The sequence below is a fragment of the Leifsonia sp. C5G2 genome, assembly GCF_013359685.1.
Lineage (GTDB): Bacteria > Actinomycetota > Actinomycetes > Actinomycetales > Microbacteriaceae > Leifsonia.
In genome coordinates this window covers 134094-150113 of record NZ_JABFMV010000009.1, presented here as the reverse complement: position 1 = coordinate 150113, position 16020 = coordinate 134094, and the positions used below count along the sequence as shown (strand labels likewise).

10 protein-coding genes are annotated in these 16020 nt (G+C 71.1%); 6 read left to right on the top strand and 4 right to left on the bottom strand.

The genetic code is table 11. From position 1 onward, the window contains the following. Window positions 1-128: 128 nt before the first annotated feature. From HNO83_RS13290 to HNO83_RS13270, 5 genes are read left to right on the top strand one after another with little or no spacing between them, the layout of a single operon-like run. Window positions 129-1376, top strand: coding sequence for a DUF1972 domain-containing protein (locus tag HNO83_RS13290; protein WP_175337992.1), 1248 nt, complete (start codon window positions 129-131; stop codon window positions 1374-1376). Beyond that, window positions 1373-2167 (top strand): CDP-alcohol phosphatidyltransferase family protein, encoded by a 795-nt coding sequence (locus HNO83_RS13285; RefSeq protein WP_175337991.1) that lies wholly within the window; start codon window positions 1373-1375, stop codon window positions 2165-2167. The genes HNO83_RS13290 and HNO83_RS13285 overlap by 4 nt, the downstream gene beginning before the upstream one ends. Further along, window positions 2164-2865 (top strand): hypothetical protein, encoded by a 702-nt coding sequence (locus tag HNO83_RS13280; protein ID WP_175337990.1) that lies wholly within the window; start codon window positions 2164-2166, stop codon window positions 2863-2865. Before HNO83_RS13285 ends, HNO83_RS13280 begins: the two co-directional genes overlap by 4 nt. Window positions 2866-2872: 7 nt before the next feature. Beyond that, window positions 2873-4243, top strand: coding sequence for a hypothetical protein (locus HNO83_RS13275; RefSeq protein WP_175337989.1), 1371 nt, complete (start codon window positions 2873-2875; stop codon window positions 4241-4243). After that, a complete protein-coding gene (locus tag HNO83_RS13270; RefSeq protein WP_175337988.1) occupies window positions 4243-5892 on the top strand; it encodes a tyrosine-protein kinase domain-containing protein in 1650 nt (549 codons plus the stop codon). Before HNO83_RS13275 ends, HNO83_RS13270 begins: the two co-directional genes overlap by 1 nt. Window positions 5893-5974: 82 nt before the next feature. Here the strand turns inward: HNO83_RS13270 and HNO83_RS13265 are convergent, their stop codons facing one another. From HNO83_RS13265 to HNO83_RS13255, 3 genes are all read right to left on the bottom strand, one after another. Beyond that, window positions 5975-7138, bottom strand: coding sequence for a glycosyltransferase family 4 protein (locus HNO83_RS13265; RefSeq protein ID WP_175337987.1), 1164 nt, complete (start codon window positions 7136-7138; stop codon window positions 5975-5977). 12 nt (window positions 7139-7150) lie between these two features. After that, entirely contained in the window at window positions 7151-11626 is a 4476-nt protein-coding gene (locus HNO83_RS13260) for a PKD domain-containing protein (protein ID WP_175337986.1), read from the bottom strand. A 71-nt stretch (window positions 11627-11697) separates the two neighbouring features. Beyond that, entirely contained in the window at window positions 11698-13215 is a 1518-nt protein-coding gene (locus tag HNO83_RS13255; RefSeq protein ID WP_175337985.1) for a sugar transferase, read from the bottom strand. Window positions 13216-13660: 445 nt separating this feature from the next. Here HNO83_RS13255 and HNO83_RS13250 point away from each other — a divergent pair, with 445 nt between their 5' ends. Continuing rightward, window positions 13661-14374 carry an SOS response-associated peptidase gene (locus HNO83_RS13250; protein ID WP_175337984.1) on the top strand — a complete coding sequence of 238 codons (714 nt, stop codon included), beginning with the start codon at window positions 13661-13663 and terminating at the stop codon, window positions 14372-14374. On the opposite strand, the gene HNO83_RS13245 is transcribed toward HNO83_RS13250, so the two are convergent. Beyond that, a complete protein-coding gene (locus tag HNO83_RS13245) occupies window positions 14355-15938 on the bottom strand; it encodes a glycosyltransferase family protein (RefSeq protein WP_175337983.1) in 1584 nt (527 codons plus the stop codon). The two genes, HNO83_RS13250 and HNO83_RS13245, sit on opposite strands and share 20 nt — an antisense overlap. Window positions 15939-16020 lie beyond the last annotated feature (82 nt).

Genomic DNA, 16020 nt, shown 5'->3' with positions numbered 1-16020 from the left:
TGGACAGCAACAGCGACCCGACCCCTGATGCGACCCGTTTCACGTTCCGTCCTCCTGCCCGAGGGAGGTGCGCGGAGACATCGTTGGCCGAGCCGTCGAGAATCCGCGAAACGAGAGCGAGCATCCGAATGGGCGATGGGGGAAGACGCATCAGCGTCGCACTCGTGGGCACGCGGGGCGTGCCTGCGCGCTACGGGGGCTTCGAGACCGCCGTCGAAGAGGTGGGGAAGCGCCTCGCCGCCCGCGGCCATGACGTGGTCGTCTACTGCCGCAGCACCGGCGACGCCGAGCGCCCCGAGAACTACGAGGGCATGCGGCTCGTCCACCGCGGCGCGATGCGCCGGCGCAGCCTCGAGACGCTGAGCCACACCGGCCTCTCGGTCGCCCACCTCCTCCGCCACCGCACGGACGCCGCGGTCGTCTTCAACGCGGCGAACTCGCCGTACCTGCCCGTGCTGCGCACCGCCCGCATCCCCGTCGCCACCCACGTCGACGGCCTGGAGTGGCGCCGCGCCAAGTGGGGACGCACCGGCCAGGCCTACTACCGCACCGCCGAGTCGCTCGCCGTGCGCTGGTCCGACGCGCTCATCGCGGACGCCCAGGGCATCGCCGACTACTACCGCGACGAGTTCGCGGCCGACACCGAGCTGATCGCCTACGGCGCGCCGGTCGTCTCGCGCGAGTCCGACCTGCTGGCGGACGCGGGGCTCGAGCCGCACGGCTACCACCTGGTCGTCGCCCGCTTCGAGGCCGAGAACCACGTCGACCTGATCGTGGAGGGATACGTGCGCAGCCGCTCCACCAAGCCCCTGGTCGTCGTCGGTTCCGCGCCGTACGCCGAGGAGTACAGCGCGCGGGTCCGCGACGCCGCCGACGATCGCGTCCGGTTCCTCGGCGGCGTCTGGGACCAGCGCCTGCTCGACCAGCTCTACGCGGGCGCCGCCACCTACCTGCACGGGCACTCGGTCGGCGGCACCAACCCGTCCCTGCTCCGGGCACTCGGCGCGGGAACGGCCGTGATCGCATACGACGTCTCGTTCAACCGCGAGGTCGCGGGGGCCGCGGCGGCGTACTTCTCAGACGCAGCGGGCGTCGCGGCCGCGATCGACGCCGCCGACGCCGACGACGGGCTGCTGGACGCACGCCGCGCCGCGGCGACCGCCCGCGCCGCCGCCTACGACTGGGACGACGTGGCCGACCGCTACGAGCGCCTCTGCCTCCGCCTCGCCGCGCACGAGCTGGTCAAGCCCTCCCGTCCCCTCGGTCGACAGCGCACCGGCGCGGCCGGTCGGCGCACGGCGGAGGGCCGGGCCGGCCGCATTCCCGTCGCGAGCGTCCCCGATCAGTCCGGCGGCGCTCAGGGGGCGGCCCGGTGACCGGGCAGAGCGCCGGCGCGACCCGGCTCGGCGGCGACGGCTTCGGGGGCGCGCTCCGCCGCCTGCGCGCCGCGCAGAAGCCCCCCGCGCGGTCGGCGCCCGCCTACTCGCGCTTCGTGAACCGCCGGATCGGGCGCTACCTCGCCGCCTGGGCGTACACCGCGCGCCTCACCCCGAACGCCGTGACCGCCATCAGCGCGGTGTGGACGTTCGCCGCCATCCTGCTCCTCGTCCTCTTCCCGCCGTCCTGGCTGCTCGGGGTCGTCGTCGCCGTGCTGCTCCTGGTGGGCTACGCGTTCGACTCCGCCGACGGCCAGCTCTCGCGCCTGCTCGGGACCAGCAGCCCGGCCGGCGAATGGCTCGACCACATGGTGGACGCGACCAAGGTGTCCACGATGCCGCTCGCGCTCGCCGTCGGGTTCTACCGATTCCAGGTCGTGCCGGTCCCCTGGCTGCTCGTCCCCATCGGGTTCGCGATCGTGTCCGCGGTGCTGTTCTTCGGCATGATCCTCACCGAGCAGCTGCGCCGCCGCACCCGCGGCGCGGTGCCGCTCGCCGAGGACGCACCGGGGCGCCCCTCCTGGCTGCGCGCCATCGCCGTGCTGCCGATGGACTACGGGGTGCTCTGCCTCTCCTTCGTGACGCTCGGAGCCGTTCCGGTGTTCGTCACCCTCTACACGCTGATCGCCGCCGCCACGACGGCGTTCCTGATCCTCGCCGCCGCTAAGTGGTTCCGCGAGCTGCGCTCCTGGACTCCCGCCCGACCCGAAAAGAAGGGAGACCTCCGATGACGAAGGTCGATCGCCCAGAAGACCCCGAGGAGCGGGAGCCGCGCCCGCCGGCGAACCGGCGCCGCCGCATCCTCCTCATCGCGGGCGCCGTCGTCGCCGCCGCGGTGCTCGCCGTCGCCGTCTCGTTCGCCGCCGTTCGCGGCGCGCAGAACGCGGAGGCGGGGAAGGCGCAGGACAAGCCGGCCGGCTTCCAGCTGCCGGCCCCCGACCCGAACTCGCCGCCGCCCCCGTCGGCCGCTTCGACCCCGTCCCCGTCGTCGTCGTCCTCCTCCTCCGGTTCCGCCGCGCCGAAGACCGACAAGCGCTACGGCGCCCCGGTCGCGGCCGTCGTGGCGAAGGACGACACCGCGACCCTTGCCGGCGGGCTGAAGGCGAAGCTGCAGGTCGACGACACCAAGGCGACCGCGGTCCGCGCGGGCGAGGTCGCCGGTCCGGCCATCAAGGTGCGGCTCGAGCTGACGAACCCGGGCGGCTCCGACGTCGCGCTCTCCCAGCTCGCCGTCAACGCGTACTACGGCACCGACTCCGCCGTGCCCGCGACCGAGCTCACCGACGGTGCCGAGCCCCTCCTCGGCACGCTGAAGGCGGGGGAGACCCGCACCGGCGTGTACCTGTTCTCCGTGCCGGACGGCAAGTCCGGCTCCGCCGTCATCACCGTGACGGACGCCGCCGGAACCCCGATCACCGTCTTCAAGTGAGCCTTCCGTGACCCCCGCCGTCCACGCCATCGCCGCCTCCGCGCTCAGCGGGCCGGCGCTCGACCGCACGCTCGTGAGCGTCGCGGGGCTGGCGGTGGCGGTCACGGCCTTCCTCGTACTGCGGAGGATGCCGCGGACGGCGGTCGGGGTCTGGATCGCCGTGCTGTGCTTCGTCCCGATCTGGATCGGCCTGGGGATCGGCTTCAACGGCAACTACTACCTCCCCGCGGTGACGGCGATGGCCCTCCTCGCGACCGTCGCGCTGCTCCCGGTGCGCGGCTACCGCTTCGGGATGATGGACGGCCTGGTGGCCCTCCTCGTCGTGTTCGCCCTCGCATCGCTGATCACCGAGAACGCAGGGATCGCCCTCGGCTTCGCCTTCTCGCTGTTCACCTACTTCATCGCCGGGTACGTCTTCGGGCGCGTCGCCTCGCTCCGGGTCGACCCGACGTGGATCTACGGCGCCGTCGGCATCGCGTTCACCGTGGTCAGCGTGCTCACCCTGATCGAGTTCTTCGGCCACTGGAATCCATTCGTCGAGATCCGCGCGAGCAACTCGATGTACACGATCTGGGGCACCATACAGGAGCGCGGCGGCGTGGCGCGGGCCGAGGGTGCGTTCGGGCACTCGATCGCGCTCGGGTCGAGCCTCGCCATCGCGATCCCGCTCACTCTGGCCGCCCGGTTCCCGCTGCTCGTCCGTGCGGCGATGGTGCTGCTGATGCTGTCCGCGACCGTGCTCACGTTCAGCCGCATCGGGATGATCGGGGCGCTGCTCGGTCTCCTCCTGTCGATCCTGTTCATGCGCGACGCCATCTCCCGGCGGGCGCGGATCGTGCTCACCACCGCGATCGTCGCGGTCGCGGCGCTGCTGTTCCCGCTGGTGACCACGGTCTTCGACGACGCGGGGGCGGAGGCGACGGGCAGCGCGGACTACCGCGGCGACCTGCTCTCGCTGATCGGCAGCATGAATCCGGTCGGTGTCGCCGACTCCGCCCGGCGCGACTCCACCGGGCAGGTCTACTTCGGCAACTTCCGTTCGATCGACAGCCAGCTCATCCTCACCGGGCTCTCCAGCGGCTTCCTCGCCCTGCTGCTGGTGGTCGTCGCCCTCGCGATCGGGATCGTCCTCGTCGTGACCCGGCGCGCGACCCCGGCGACCATCGCGGTCGTCGCGCAGATCCCGGCGCTCGCGACCGTCGCACTGATCACGCAGTACTCGATCTTCCTCTGGGTCGCGGTGGGGATCGCGGCCACCACCCAGCACCTCACACCGACCGCCGCCGAGGCCACCCTCCTCGCACCGCGGCACCGGCTCCGCCCCGTGGCGGAACCGGTCGCCGAGACCGCACGCCTTCGCGAAAGGAGCGCACGCTGATGACAGCGCCAGCCCGCCACACCCCGCCCACCCGACCCGCCGCAGAGCAGGGGAAGGGCGCCGAGCCCGGCCAGCACCAGTTCGTCGCCGCCTTCCGCCGGTTCTGGTACATCATCGCGATCGGCGCGTTCGCGGGACTCGTCGGCGGCTGGGGGCTCGCGCAGATCGCGACGCCCGTCTACACGGCCACCTCGAGCCTGTACTTCTCGCTCAACTTCGGCGGCTCCGCCAACGACCTCAACCAGGGCTCGACCTACACGCAGAACCAGATGCTCTCGTTCGCGCAGCTGGCGGAGTCGGCGCTCGTGCTGCAGCCGGTGGTCGACCAGCTGAACCTGGAGCGGACGCCGGCGGACCTCGCCGGCTCGATCAGCGTGAGCACGCCGCAGAACACCGTCATCCTGGAGCTGTCGGTCACCGACAGCGACCCGGCGGAGGCCGCGGACATCGCCAATGCGGTCGCCGCGACTCTGGGGAAGAAGGTGGAGGAGATCGCGCCCAAGAGCGTGAACGGCTCCGCCACCGTGTCGGTGCGGACCATCCAGCCCGCCGTGACGCCGCAGGACCCGTCCTCGCCGAACACCCGGCTGAACCTGGTGGCGGGCTTCGTCATCGGCATCCTGCTCGGCGTGCTGGTGGTCGTTCTGCGCGAGCTGCTCGACACGCGCGTCCGGTCGGCCGAGATCGCCTCGCGGGTGGCCGGCGTGCCGATGCTCGCGCAGATCGAGCGCCTGCGCCGGCGGCAGCCCGGGCCCATCCTGCTCACCGACCCGCTGTCCAGCGCCGCGGAGGGCTACCGCAGGCTGCGGTCCAGCCTGGAGTTCGTCAGCGTCGACTCCGACCGTCTCGCCTTCGTGGTGACCTCCTCGATCCCGGACGAGGGCAAATCGCTCATCTCGCTCAACCTCGCGCTGGCTCTCACCGAGGGCGACCGCCGGGTGCTCCTGGTGGACGCGGACCTGCGCCGCCCGACGCTCGCCGGCGTCACCGGCCTTCCGGGCGGTGCCGGGCTCACCTCGGTGCTGGTCGGCCGCGCGTCGCTCTCCGATGTCGTGCAGACCTGGAACGGGCTGGACGTCGTCACCAGCGGACCCGTCCCGCCGAACCCCAGCGAGCTGCTCTCGTCGCGTGCGATGGCCGACTTCATCGCCGAGGTGTCGCACGACTACGACGTCGTCGTGTTCGACTCCCCGCCGATGACCGCCGTGGTGGATGCGGCGATCGTGGCGCGTGCCGTCGACGGCGCGCTCGTGGTCGCCGACCGCACCCGGGTGTCGCGTTCGCAACTGGCGACGACCATGGACGTGCTGGAGAAGTCCGGAGTCCGTGCGCTCGGCCTCGTGCTGAACCGCGTCGCGCCGGCCAAGAGCTCCAGCACCTACTACCGCCAGCCGGCCCCGGGCCGCGAAAGCTGGTGGCGCCGACTGACGATGCGTCGGGCTCGCCCGTCGGCGCCACCCCTCCCTCTGCCGCTGACCGAGGCGGAGGACGACGAGGCGCCCGCGCCCACCGACCCATCCGTGGAGGACGCGACGAATGCCGTCGACGACGCCCCGCTGGACGCGGAGTTCGAGGACGACCTCGCGGAGTCCGACGAGGACGACGACCTCGAGCTCGCCGCCGCCGACGCGAAGCCCCCGCGCCGCTGACCCCGACTGCGGTCGTTCGCAACGTTTGCGGCTGCGCGCGCAGCCGCAAACGTTACGGACGACCGCAGTCGCTGCGCGTGGGTCAGCGGCGGGCGGTGGCGCGGGCGACGGCGGCGATGCGGGAGCGGTACGTGGCGACGCTGTGGCGGCGCTCGGCCGCCGCGGCGTCCGAGGTGACCGCCTCGGCCGTCGCCTCCCAGTCGCCGACCGTGCGTTCGAGCGCGTCCGCCAGCGCCCCGGCGTCGTCCGGCTGGACGGTGACGGCCGCCTGGTAGCCGGCGGTCGCCTCGAGGAGCCCGCTGGTCGCGCTCGCGATCACGGGCCGGGCGGCGAGCAGGGCCTCAACGGCTGTGTTGCCGAACGGCTCGTCGACGCGAGAGGGCACGACGACGACGTCGCCGGAGCCGACGATGTCCCACACCGACGGCTGGAAGCCGTGGAACCGCACCCTGCCACCGAGGTCCTTGGACCCGACGGTGGATGCGAGCTCCTCCTGATACCACTCGTAGCCGGGGAAGACGGAGCCGACCACATCGAGCTCCGCGTGCACGCCGCGATCCCGGAGCCGGGCCACCGCGTCCACGGCGACGTCGACGCCCTTGCGTGGTGACAGCCGGCCGATGTAGGTGACGCGCAGCGGGCCGGAGAGGGTCTCGCGCGGCGGCGTGCGGCGGGAGGGGCCGGGGACGGCGTTGTAGACGACCTGCGCCCGGCGGCCCAGGCTCTCGAAGGAGGTGGAGAGCACTCCGGCGCTGAACCGGCTGTTCACCAGCAGCGTCCGCGAGAGGAAGAGGGGGAGGGCCAGGAGGCGGCGCATCAGACGCGAGGCGCTCGCCTCGCCCTCGTGCACGTGCGTGAGCACCGGCACCCCGACCAGCCGGGCGAGCACGGGCCAGAGCGGCACGGTGATGGTGCTGACGTAGACCAGTGCGGGGCGCTCGCGACGGAGGAGCGACATCCCGTGGACCGTCGAGGAGAGGGAGGTGGCGACGAACCGGGCGAAGCCGCGTGGGGTTAGCACGCTCTTCCGGAGCACGGGGCTCGGGCACAGCTCCACCGACGCGCCGCGGGCCCGCAGCTCGGAGAGCAGCGGGCCGTCGGACGGGACGGTGACGACGACGCGCCAGCCGTCGTCGACCAGTCCGCTCACGCTCTCGAGCATCACCCGGTCGGAGCCGTAGAGCTCCGCGCTGGGGTGGGCGACGAGGACGGTGTGCGAGGGTCGACGACGGCTGGCTTGGGTCATCCTCCGATGATCCTACTGAGCCGGGGTCACCGCGAAGTTGTCGAACTTCGTGGTGAGCGGCACGTCGGTCGCGGTTCCGGAGAGGTAGGCCCGCAGCCCGACCACGCCGGCTGCCTGGAGGGCGGCCGTCGAGTCGGTCACGGATGCCTGCCACGTGGTGGGCTCCGTCGTCCCGACCTTCCACACCCGGGCCCGGATGGTGGTCGGCGAGGTGCCGAACACCTGTAGGCGCACCTGGTACTGGGTACCGGCCGTGTAGGTGAGGCCCGGGATGTTCACCAGCTGGAGGGCGCTGCCGCCCTGCAGCAGCTGCAGCTGGACCACGTTGTTGCTCTGGAACCAGACGCGGGCGGAGTACTCGGCCGAACCGACCACCCGGCCGAGGGCGGAGACGTAGATCCCGCCGCCGGTGGAGGTGCGATCGGTCGTGAACTGGACCGTCGTGTTCGTGTTGGTGCTCGACACGCTGTTCAGCAGCTCCGTCTTGGTGGAGCCGGCCGGCCCGACGATCTGCCCGGCGCCCGCGCCGACCGTGTAGGCCGTCGCGGATCCCGCGCCCGTCCACGCGCCGCCCAGGTCCGCCGTGCCCCAGCCGCTGGCCGAGGTGCGCTCGAACGTGTCGGACGCGATGGCCGCGGGCGGCGGCGCCGTCACGGTCACGGACTTGGTGGCGGTGTTGGTGCCGCCGCGGTTGTCCGTCACCGTCAGGGTGACCGTGTAGGTGCCGCCGGAGGCGTAGGTGTGGCTCGCGGTCGCCGTGGTGGCCGTCGCGCCGTCACCGAAGTCCCAGGCGTAGCCGGCGATCGTGCCGTCGGGGTCGCTGGAGGCGCTCCCGTCGACCGCGACCGTCAGGCCGTTCGGGGTGGCGGTGAAGCCGGCCACCGGCGGCTGGTTCGGCGGCAGGGTCGTGGTGACCTGCTGCTGGACCGGCGTGCCCGCGAGACCCTGGTTGTCCGTGACGGTCAGGGTCACCGTGAAGGCGCCCGCGCTCCCGTAGGTGTGCGTGGGGTTCACCCCGGTGCCCGTGGTCCCGTCGCCGAAGTCCCAGGCGTAGGAGGCGACCGTGCCGTCCGGGTCGGACGACGCCGAGGCGTCGAACGCGACGTCCAGGTTGGACACGTTGTCGGTGAAGGAGCCGACCGGGGCCTGGTTGGCGACCACCGTGACCTGCTTGGAGGCCGTGTTGGTCGAACCCTGGTTGTCGGTCACCGTCAGGACCACGGTGTAGGTGCCGCCGGCGGCGTAGGTGTGGCTCGCGGTCGCGGTGTCGGCGGTCGCGCCGTCACCGAAGTCCCAGGCGTACGAGGCGATGGTGCCGTCCGGGTCGCTCGAGCCGGTGCCGTCCGCGTTCACCGTCAGGCTGTTCTGTGTGGTGGTGAAGGCCGCGGTCGGGGACTGGTTCGGCAGCGTGCCGCTGGTGCCGAGCGAGTAGTGGTTGGCCACCTGCTGGGCGGTGAGGACGCTCGAGTAGATCGCCGCCTCATCGAGCGTCCCGTTGAAGTACGGGCCGGTGGAGCCCCAGGTGTTGTCGCCGCCGATCCGCCAGTACCCGTTGTAGGCCTGCGCCTGGGTCTGCGGGTTGGTGCCGACCAGCTGGCCGTCCACGTACAGGTTCATGCCGTCCGGACCCTGCGTCGCCACCGCCAGGTGCCACTGGTTGTTGTTCAGCGGCGTCGGAGAGGTGATGGTGTTCGCCTGGCCGGTCCAGACGCCGAACACGATGCGCCCGTCGTCCTGCATGTAGACGTGGCGGTCGTAGTTGCTCGACAGCCCCGTCTTGGCGTCGCCGAACCCGATGAGCTTGCCGCCCTTCGTGGTCGAGGTCTTGAACCAGATCTCCTCGGAGTAGGTGGTCGGGTTCGAGAACTGCTGGTTGCTGGTGACGATGCCGCCGTTGGACCCGCTGCTGTTCGTGTTGAACTTGACCGCCTTGTCGGTGGTGCCCGGGAGCACGCCGGACTGGTTCTTCGTGGTCGCGAGACCGGAATACGTGCCGTTGTTGGTGTACGCATCCGCACTGTTCGCGGTCGAGCCGCTGGTCTCATCCAGTCGCCAGAAGATGTCCGGGTTCGCGTTGTACACGGCTGCGCCGTACGCGTCGGCCGGGGCCGGCGCCAGCGGCGACGGTCGGCCGGAGGCGACCCACTGGTTCACCACGGTGGTGCGGTCGAGCACGGTCGGGTAGATCGAGACCTGCCCGATGGTGCCGGCGAAGAAGCTGCTGCTCGGCTGGTTGGGCCAGCCGCCGATGCTGTCGCCGCCGATCCGCCAGTAGCCGGAGTAGGCCTGGCCGCTGGTCACGTCGGTGCGCGAGCCGACCAGTTTTCCGTCCAGGTACAGCCGCATTCCGTTGGAGCCGAGCGATGCGGTGACCTGGTGCCACTGGCCGTCGTTGTAGCCGGTGCCGCTGTTCAGCGTCTGGACGCCGCCGGGGTAGACCCCGAAGTAGATGCGTCCGCTGTTATCCATGTAGACGTGGCGGTCGTAGCTGCTCGAGGTGCCGACGTTGGCGTTGCCGAAGCCGATGATCTTGCCGCCGCTGGTCGTCGTCGTGTTGAACCAGGCCGACACGGTGAACGTGTTCGGTCCGGGGATCGACGACGGCGTCACTGCCCAGCCGGTGGAGCCCCCGCTGAAGCTGGACGCGGTGCTCCCGCTGATCGGGCCGGCCACGCCGTTGCGGGTCACGCCGGCCTGCAGCTGCAGGTCGTTGAAGCCCACGTGGTCGAATCCGGCGCTGCCGCTCGACTCATCCAGTGGCCAGTAGGAGCTCGCCCCCGCGGTGGTCACCGAGTCGGCGTACGGTCCGCCGCTGTCCGTCGCGGCGATCGTCACCGTGTTGCCGAGGCGCGAGATCTGGTTGCCGTCGGGGTCGGTCACGTAGACGCGGTAGGAGTGCGTCGATCCCGGTGCGAGGCCGGTGTCGACGAAGCCCATCGACGGCCGGGTCCAGAAGTTGGAGATCTGGGTCGTCTGGTAGACCGGCGTCGCGTTCTGGCCGTCGCGGACAACCTTGTAGGACAGGTTCACGTTGTCCTGGTCGTATGTGGCGGTCCACGAGACGCGGGCCTGGCCGGACTTGAAGGAGACGGCGCTCGGCACGAGGGCGGTGTTCACGTTCGGGCCGAGCTTGCTCTTGACCACGTTGTTCATCGCGTAGCGCACGAGGCCCTGCTGGGCGACGCCGTTGACGTACGGGAATTCGCCGCCGGCGACCAGGTAGTTGCCGTTGCCGGAGACCGACCAGGCCGCCTGGCCCTGACCCGTGAAGGAGCCGGTCACGTACTGCGGGAACCAGTTGAGCAGGGTCGGCGAGGGCTGACCGGTGAAGTTGGCGTAGGCGCCGTCACCGTTGTTGGTCAGGGTGCCGGTCTGCGCCTTCGAGAACGCGATCGTGTGGTGGTACGTCCACGGGTCTGTCTGCGGGAAGCCGCCGACGTTGCCGCAGTAGTGGGGGTGGCCCGCCACGTAGAGCGCGTCGTTCATCGGCCAGATGGAGTAGGTGTCGCCGTGGCAGTCCTCCATCCAGATCAGGTTGCCGGTGCTGGGGTCGGCCGAGAAGCTGCCCTCGAGGTTGCCGCCGGAGCCGAACACGTAGCCGGAGCCGTAGACCCGGTCGTTGGTCGCCACCAGGGCCGTGATGCCGGCCTGGGTGCCGGCGTCCCGGACGACGGAGTTCGCGCCGAACGCCTGGAAGGCGCCGGTGCTGCCGTCGAACATGGCGAGGCCGTAGGCGTTGTTGCCGCCGTTGACGTGCTGGAACCGGCCGCCGGCGTACACCCTGGTGCCGTCGGGGCTCACGGCGAGCGCGTCGACGACGTAGTCGGCGCTGGCCGCCCAGGCGGTGTTGGTGGAGCCGTCGGAGGCGTTGATCTTCGCGATGTACGGCGTCGACACCCCGTTGGTGGTGCTGAACGTGCCGCCCGCGTAGACAGCGGTGTTGGTCGCCGCGAGGGCGCGCACCTGGCTCTCCATGATCGGCCGGAAGGAGCTGATCACCTGGCCGGTCGCGGTGCTGATGGCGACGATGCGGTAGTAGTTGCCGCTTCCCGCCGTCGTGAAGTCGCCGCCGACGTAGATGCGCGAGCCGTCGGGCGATGCCGCGATCGCCAGGCCTTGCGCGTTGAGCGGGACATTGAAGCTGCTGATCAGGTTGCCGGTCGTGACGTCGTACGCGAGCAGGTTGCTGCGGGCGGTCGTGTTCGTCCCGGCCGCCGCGCCTGCGGGGCGTGCCGTGGTGAACTTGCCTGCGACGTAGACCGTGTTGCCGACGACGACCTGCGCCCACGCGACACCGTCGATCTGCGTGGTCGGGAGGACGTCGGCGCTCACCGTCGGCGGCGATGCGGGATTCGTCGGATCCGGTGGCTGTGTGTCCGCGGCTGCTGGCTGCGCGATGGCCAGCCCGCCGAAGACGAGGCCGACGGCCGTGATGACCGCGGTCAGGATGCCCAGTGAGCGAGAGCGCGGGCGGGGTGTTGTGCGCATGGCAACCTCGTTGTCTGTGTGGTCGGGTGAGGGGTTGTGGGGTGCGATTGCGGGACGGGGGCGGGGGCGCATCAGTACGCCCCCACGGGATGTGCCAGCACCTTGAGGGTGCGCCACATGATGACGAGGTCGCCGGTGAGCGACCAGTTCTCCACGTAGTAGAGGTCGAGCCGGACGCTCTCCTCCCAGGACAGGTCGGACCGTCCGTTCACCTGCCACATGCCGGTGAGCCCCGGCTTGATGTAGAGCCGGCGATGGACGTGGTTCTCGTAGCCCTCGACCTCCGACGGCAGCGGCGGGCGCGGGCCCACCAGGCTCATGTCGCCGAGGAAGACGTTGACCAGCTGAGGGAACTCGTCGAGCGAGAACTTGCGCAGGTAGTGGCCGACTCGGGTCACCCGCGGGTCGTGCTTCAGCTTGAAGAGCAGCCCCTGGCCTTCGTTGGCGGCCTGCAGCTCCGCGAGGCGCGCCTCGGCGTCGACGACCATGGAGCGGAACTTGAACATCTTGAAGCGCTCGCCGTTGCGGCCGACGCGCTCCTGCGCGAAGATCACCGGCCCGTTGTCGTCGAGCTTGATCGCCACGGCGATGGCCAGGAACAGCGGGGAGAGGAGCACGAGGGCGATGCCGGAGGCGAAGAAGTCGAAAGCGCGCTTGAGCACGTGCTTGCCGCCCTCGAACTGCGGGATCTCGACGTGGATGAGCGGGAGGCCCTCGACGGGACGGAAGTGGATGCGCGGCCCCGCGACGTCGGTCAGCGGCGACGCGAGCACCAGCTCGGTCGCCGTCCCCTCCAGCTTCCAGGCCAGGCGGCGGACGAAGTCGCCGCTGCTGAGGGCGCGGCCGGCCACGATCACCGTGTCCGCACCCAGCCGCGCCGCAGCGTCCGCGACCCCCGACAGGTCGGAGACGATCGGTACCTCGCGCTCGGGGCTGGCGATCCGGCGCCGCAGCTCGGCGTCCTTCTTCGCGCCCTTGCGCTTGCCTGTGTCGAGAGCGGCACCCACGACGTTGTAGGCCGCCCCCGACTTCTGGTGGATCTGCCGGACGACGTAGTCGACGTCGTCGAAACGCCCCACGACGAGGGCGCGGGAGAGGTAGTGGTCGAAGGTGCGCTGCCGGATCAGCCAGTGGCGCCACAGCCAGCGCGAGAACAGCACGCCGGCCATCCCGGCGGGCAGCGCGACGATGAAGTAGCCGCGCGCGATGTCGACCTTCGCGACGAGGAAGAGGATGGCGAGCAGGCCGAACGTGGTGGCGGTCGCGGACACCACGCGGCGGTACTCGGACACGCCGAGTCCGACGACCCGCGGGTCGCGGGTGTGGTAGATGGACAGCGTGAAGAGCCAGGTCGCCGCGATGAGCAGCGAGAGGTAGAGGTAGTCGACGTGGAAGCCGGCGCTCGGGGCGGCGGCGTCGTCGAAGCCGAATCGCACGAAGACGGCGCCGGTCGTGGCGGCGAGGATGATGACCGTGTCGGTGGCCAGCAGGCGGTAGCGGTAGAGACGCGCCCAGCTCTGCTCGGAACTGACGCGCCGCAGGGCGGTGGGGGCGACCGGCGCGTGGAGCCGTGGGCGGACGACGGTCATGCGCGTGCCCGTCCCGTGAGGGATGCGGTCGCCGCGATGTGGGCGGCGGGGACCGCGACCGGGGAGCCGACGGCGGCTTGGGGGAAACCGTGGTCTCGAACGGCTTCACCGCCGCCGACTCCGCTCGAGAGGAGCCCCCCGTGGCTCCGCGCGCGCCGAACGCCCCCTGGTCGGTTGGGGTTGAGTGCGGGAAGCGCTCGGCGTGGCGGAGTCGGGTACACGGGGGTCACCTACGGGTCGGGTTGGTGCTGCTTCGGGTGGTGCGGATCGGTGAGTTCGATTCCCGTAAAGTGATTGTTCCTCACCAATTCACAAAGGTGAGAATACATCGTTTTCTCAGCTTCGCGTCACCCGCATTTGGGGGTGAAAAATCCTCACCTTTGCGTTTTCCGCACCATTCGCCGCGCATTGCCTCCACGTCGGTGGTCGCGCCTATGGTGGGAGCATGTGCGGCAGGTTCGCGATGGACGACAAGGTCAACGCAGAGATCACGGAGTTCGTGGAGGCGACGGGACGCCGGCCCGAGGAGTGGACGGCCGACTGGGAGGCCGACTACAACATCGCGCCCACCGACGACATCCCGGTGCTCATCGACTCCACCAAGACGCGCGAACTGCGGTTCGAGCGCGCGCACTGGTCGCTGGTGCCGTCGTGGTCCGACACTCTCAAGCCGAAGTTCCCGACCTTCAACGCCCGCGCCGAGGACATCGCCGAGAAGTCCACCTGGCGCAAGCCCGTGCAGTCGCACCGGGCGATCGTGCTCGCGCGCGGGTACTACGAGTGGCAGGGGCCGAAGGGCAGCAAGACGCCCTACTTCATCCGCTACCCGGAAGGGCGGTTGATGGGGTTCGCCGGGCTGTACTCGTGGTGGCGCGACAAGTCGAAGGCCGAGGACGACCCCGACCGGTGGGTGCTCACGGCCACCATCCTCACCTCGGATGCGGTGCAGACGCTCGCCGACATCCACGACCGCAACCCGGTCATCCTGCCCGAGGAGCTGTGGCAGCACTGGATCGACCCGTCGATCGTCGGCGACCAGGCGCTCGTCGACGAGGCCGTGCGCGCGGGCGTCGCCGAGGCGGAGACGCTGCGGTTCGACCAGGTGCGGCCGTTCAAGACCGGTGACGACGGGCCGGAGCTCATCCAGCCGGTCGCGTGAGCTCGACGATGACGCTGCGGTGCGTCTCGATGCTGCGGCCGGTCTCCGTGAATCCGAGCGCTCGCAGGGCGGCCATCCCGTACTCGTCCGGCGCCGCATCCGGGACGCCCTTCGCGTCCAGCTCGATCAGCCACACGCGCGTCACGTCCTCGAAGCGGCCGAGCTCGGCCGCCCGCTTCACCGAGTAGGCCTGATCCGGCCACCAGGTGTTCCGGTAGTACGGGACGCGGAGGGTGACGTCGCGCACGCCGGCGAACCCGGCCGGGTAGGTGCGCATCGCGAGCCGGGGTCGCTGCGACGGCTTGGCGGACTCGTCGAAGACGACCGCGTCGCCACGGCGGGCGTTCGCGCCCATCGCCGCGCTGACCTCCGCCCAGTCGCTGTCGTTCTTGGCGTAGGGGCCGCGTTGCAGCACGTAGGCTGGCGCGCAGAGCGCGGCGAAGACGATCGTCGCGCCCGCGGTGGCGGCGACCGTGCGGCGCGGGTCGCCGCCGATCGTCCGGCCGAGCACGAGGATGCCCTCGGCGACCAGGAGCGCAGCGGCGGGCGCGGCGAAGGTCGAGTACCGTCCCGTGTACATCGGGTAGACGAGGTTCACCAGGAGCAGCAGGCCGGTCGGGAGGAACAGCCAGGCGGCCGCCACGAGCCGCGTCGACGGGGCGCGCGGGCCGGGCATCGACGGAACGGTCCGGCGGCGGCGCCACGCGGTCCAGGCAGGCCACAGCCCGAGGGCCACCAACCCCCAGGCGGCGACGGCGACCCACGGCATCCCGAACCAGAGGAAGTAGTACCAGATGGCGGGATCGTCCGGCGACGAGCCGAGGTAGGCGATCTGACTGCGCTCCAGGTAGGCGAGGACCGCCAGCGGGATGAGCGAGACGACGACCGCGCCGGCGGAGACCGCCCAGGCGCGCAGGGTGCGGCGGGATGCCCTGCTCGCCAGCAGGATCACGCCGTGCGCGACCAGCAGGGTCACCGTGTAGAGGAAGAGGTACGAGGTCACCGCCATCCCCGCGGCGTACAGCAGCCAGGCGATCCGCCGGGGCCCCGGTGCGAGCGAACGGCCGCGGCCGTCGATCAGCCAGAGGAGCAGGAGGGTGAGCCAGGCAGCGGCCGCGGCGCTGAAGGCGTACGACCGCGCCTCCTCGCCGGCGTAGGTCAGCCGGGGGAGCACGCACGCGACGACCCCGGCGACGATGGCGGCGCGGGCACCGCCGCGCCGGCCGGCGATGAGGGTGACCGCCGCGACGGCGGCCCCCACTGCGACGGCACTCGGCAGCCGCAGGGCGAAGGGACTTTCGCCGGCGAGGCGGATCCAGCCGTGCATCAGGAGGTAGTAGACGCCGTGGACGGCGTCTACGTGCATCAGCATCCCGAACAGGCTGCCGACCGACCGCTTGGCCGACAGCAGGGTCGCGGCCTCGTCGCCCCACAGGGACGGAACCCAGCTGAACGCGGCGCACAGGATGGTGGCCGCGAGGCCCGCGATGAGCGCGATCGTCCAGGGCCGCACCGCACGTAGCGGACGGCCCGCCCGGATGTCCGGTTCGACGAGGACGGTCATAACACTCAACTTCTACGCGTCGGGCGCGAACACCGACGAGCTAAGCAGAGAACCCTGGGCGACCCGTGGGTGAGCACTGCTG

Bases quoted from the DNA above. Each gene is read 5' to 3' on its own strand.
- HNO83_RS13250 (WP_175337984.1), top strand. From the start codon at position 13,661: ATGTGCGGCAGGTTCGCGATGGACGACAAGGTCAACGCAGAGATCACG.
- HNO83_RS13290 (WP_175337992.1), top strand. From the start codon at position 129: ATGGGCGATGGGGGAAGACGCATCAGCGTCGCACTCGTGGGCACGCGG.
- HNO83_RS13280 (WP_175337990.1), top strand. From the start codon at position 2,164: ATGACGAAGGTCGATCGCCCAGAAGACCCCGAGGAGCGGGAGCCGCGC.
- HNO83_RS13260 (WP_175337986.1), bottom strand. From the start codon at position 11,626: ATGCGCACAACACCCCGCCCGCGCTCTCGCTCACTGGGCATCCTGACC.
- HNO83_RS13245 (WP_175337983.1), bottom strand. From the start codon at position 15,938: ATGACCGTCCTCGTCGAACCGGACATCCGGGCGGGCCGTCCGCTACGT.
- HNO83_RS13255 (WP_175337985.1), bottom strand. From the start codon at position 13,215: ATGACCGTCGTCCGCCCACGGCTCCACGCGCCGGTCGCCCCCACCGCC.
- HNO83_RS13265 (WP_175337987.1), bottom strand. From the start codon at position 7,138: ATGACCCAAGCCAGCCGTCGTCGACCCTCGCACACCGTCCTCGTCGCC.
- HNO83_RS13270 (WP_175337988.1), top strand. From the start codon at position 4,243: ATGACAGCGCCAGCCCGCCACACCCCGCCCACCCGACCCGCCGCAGAG.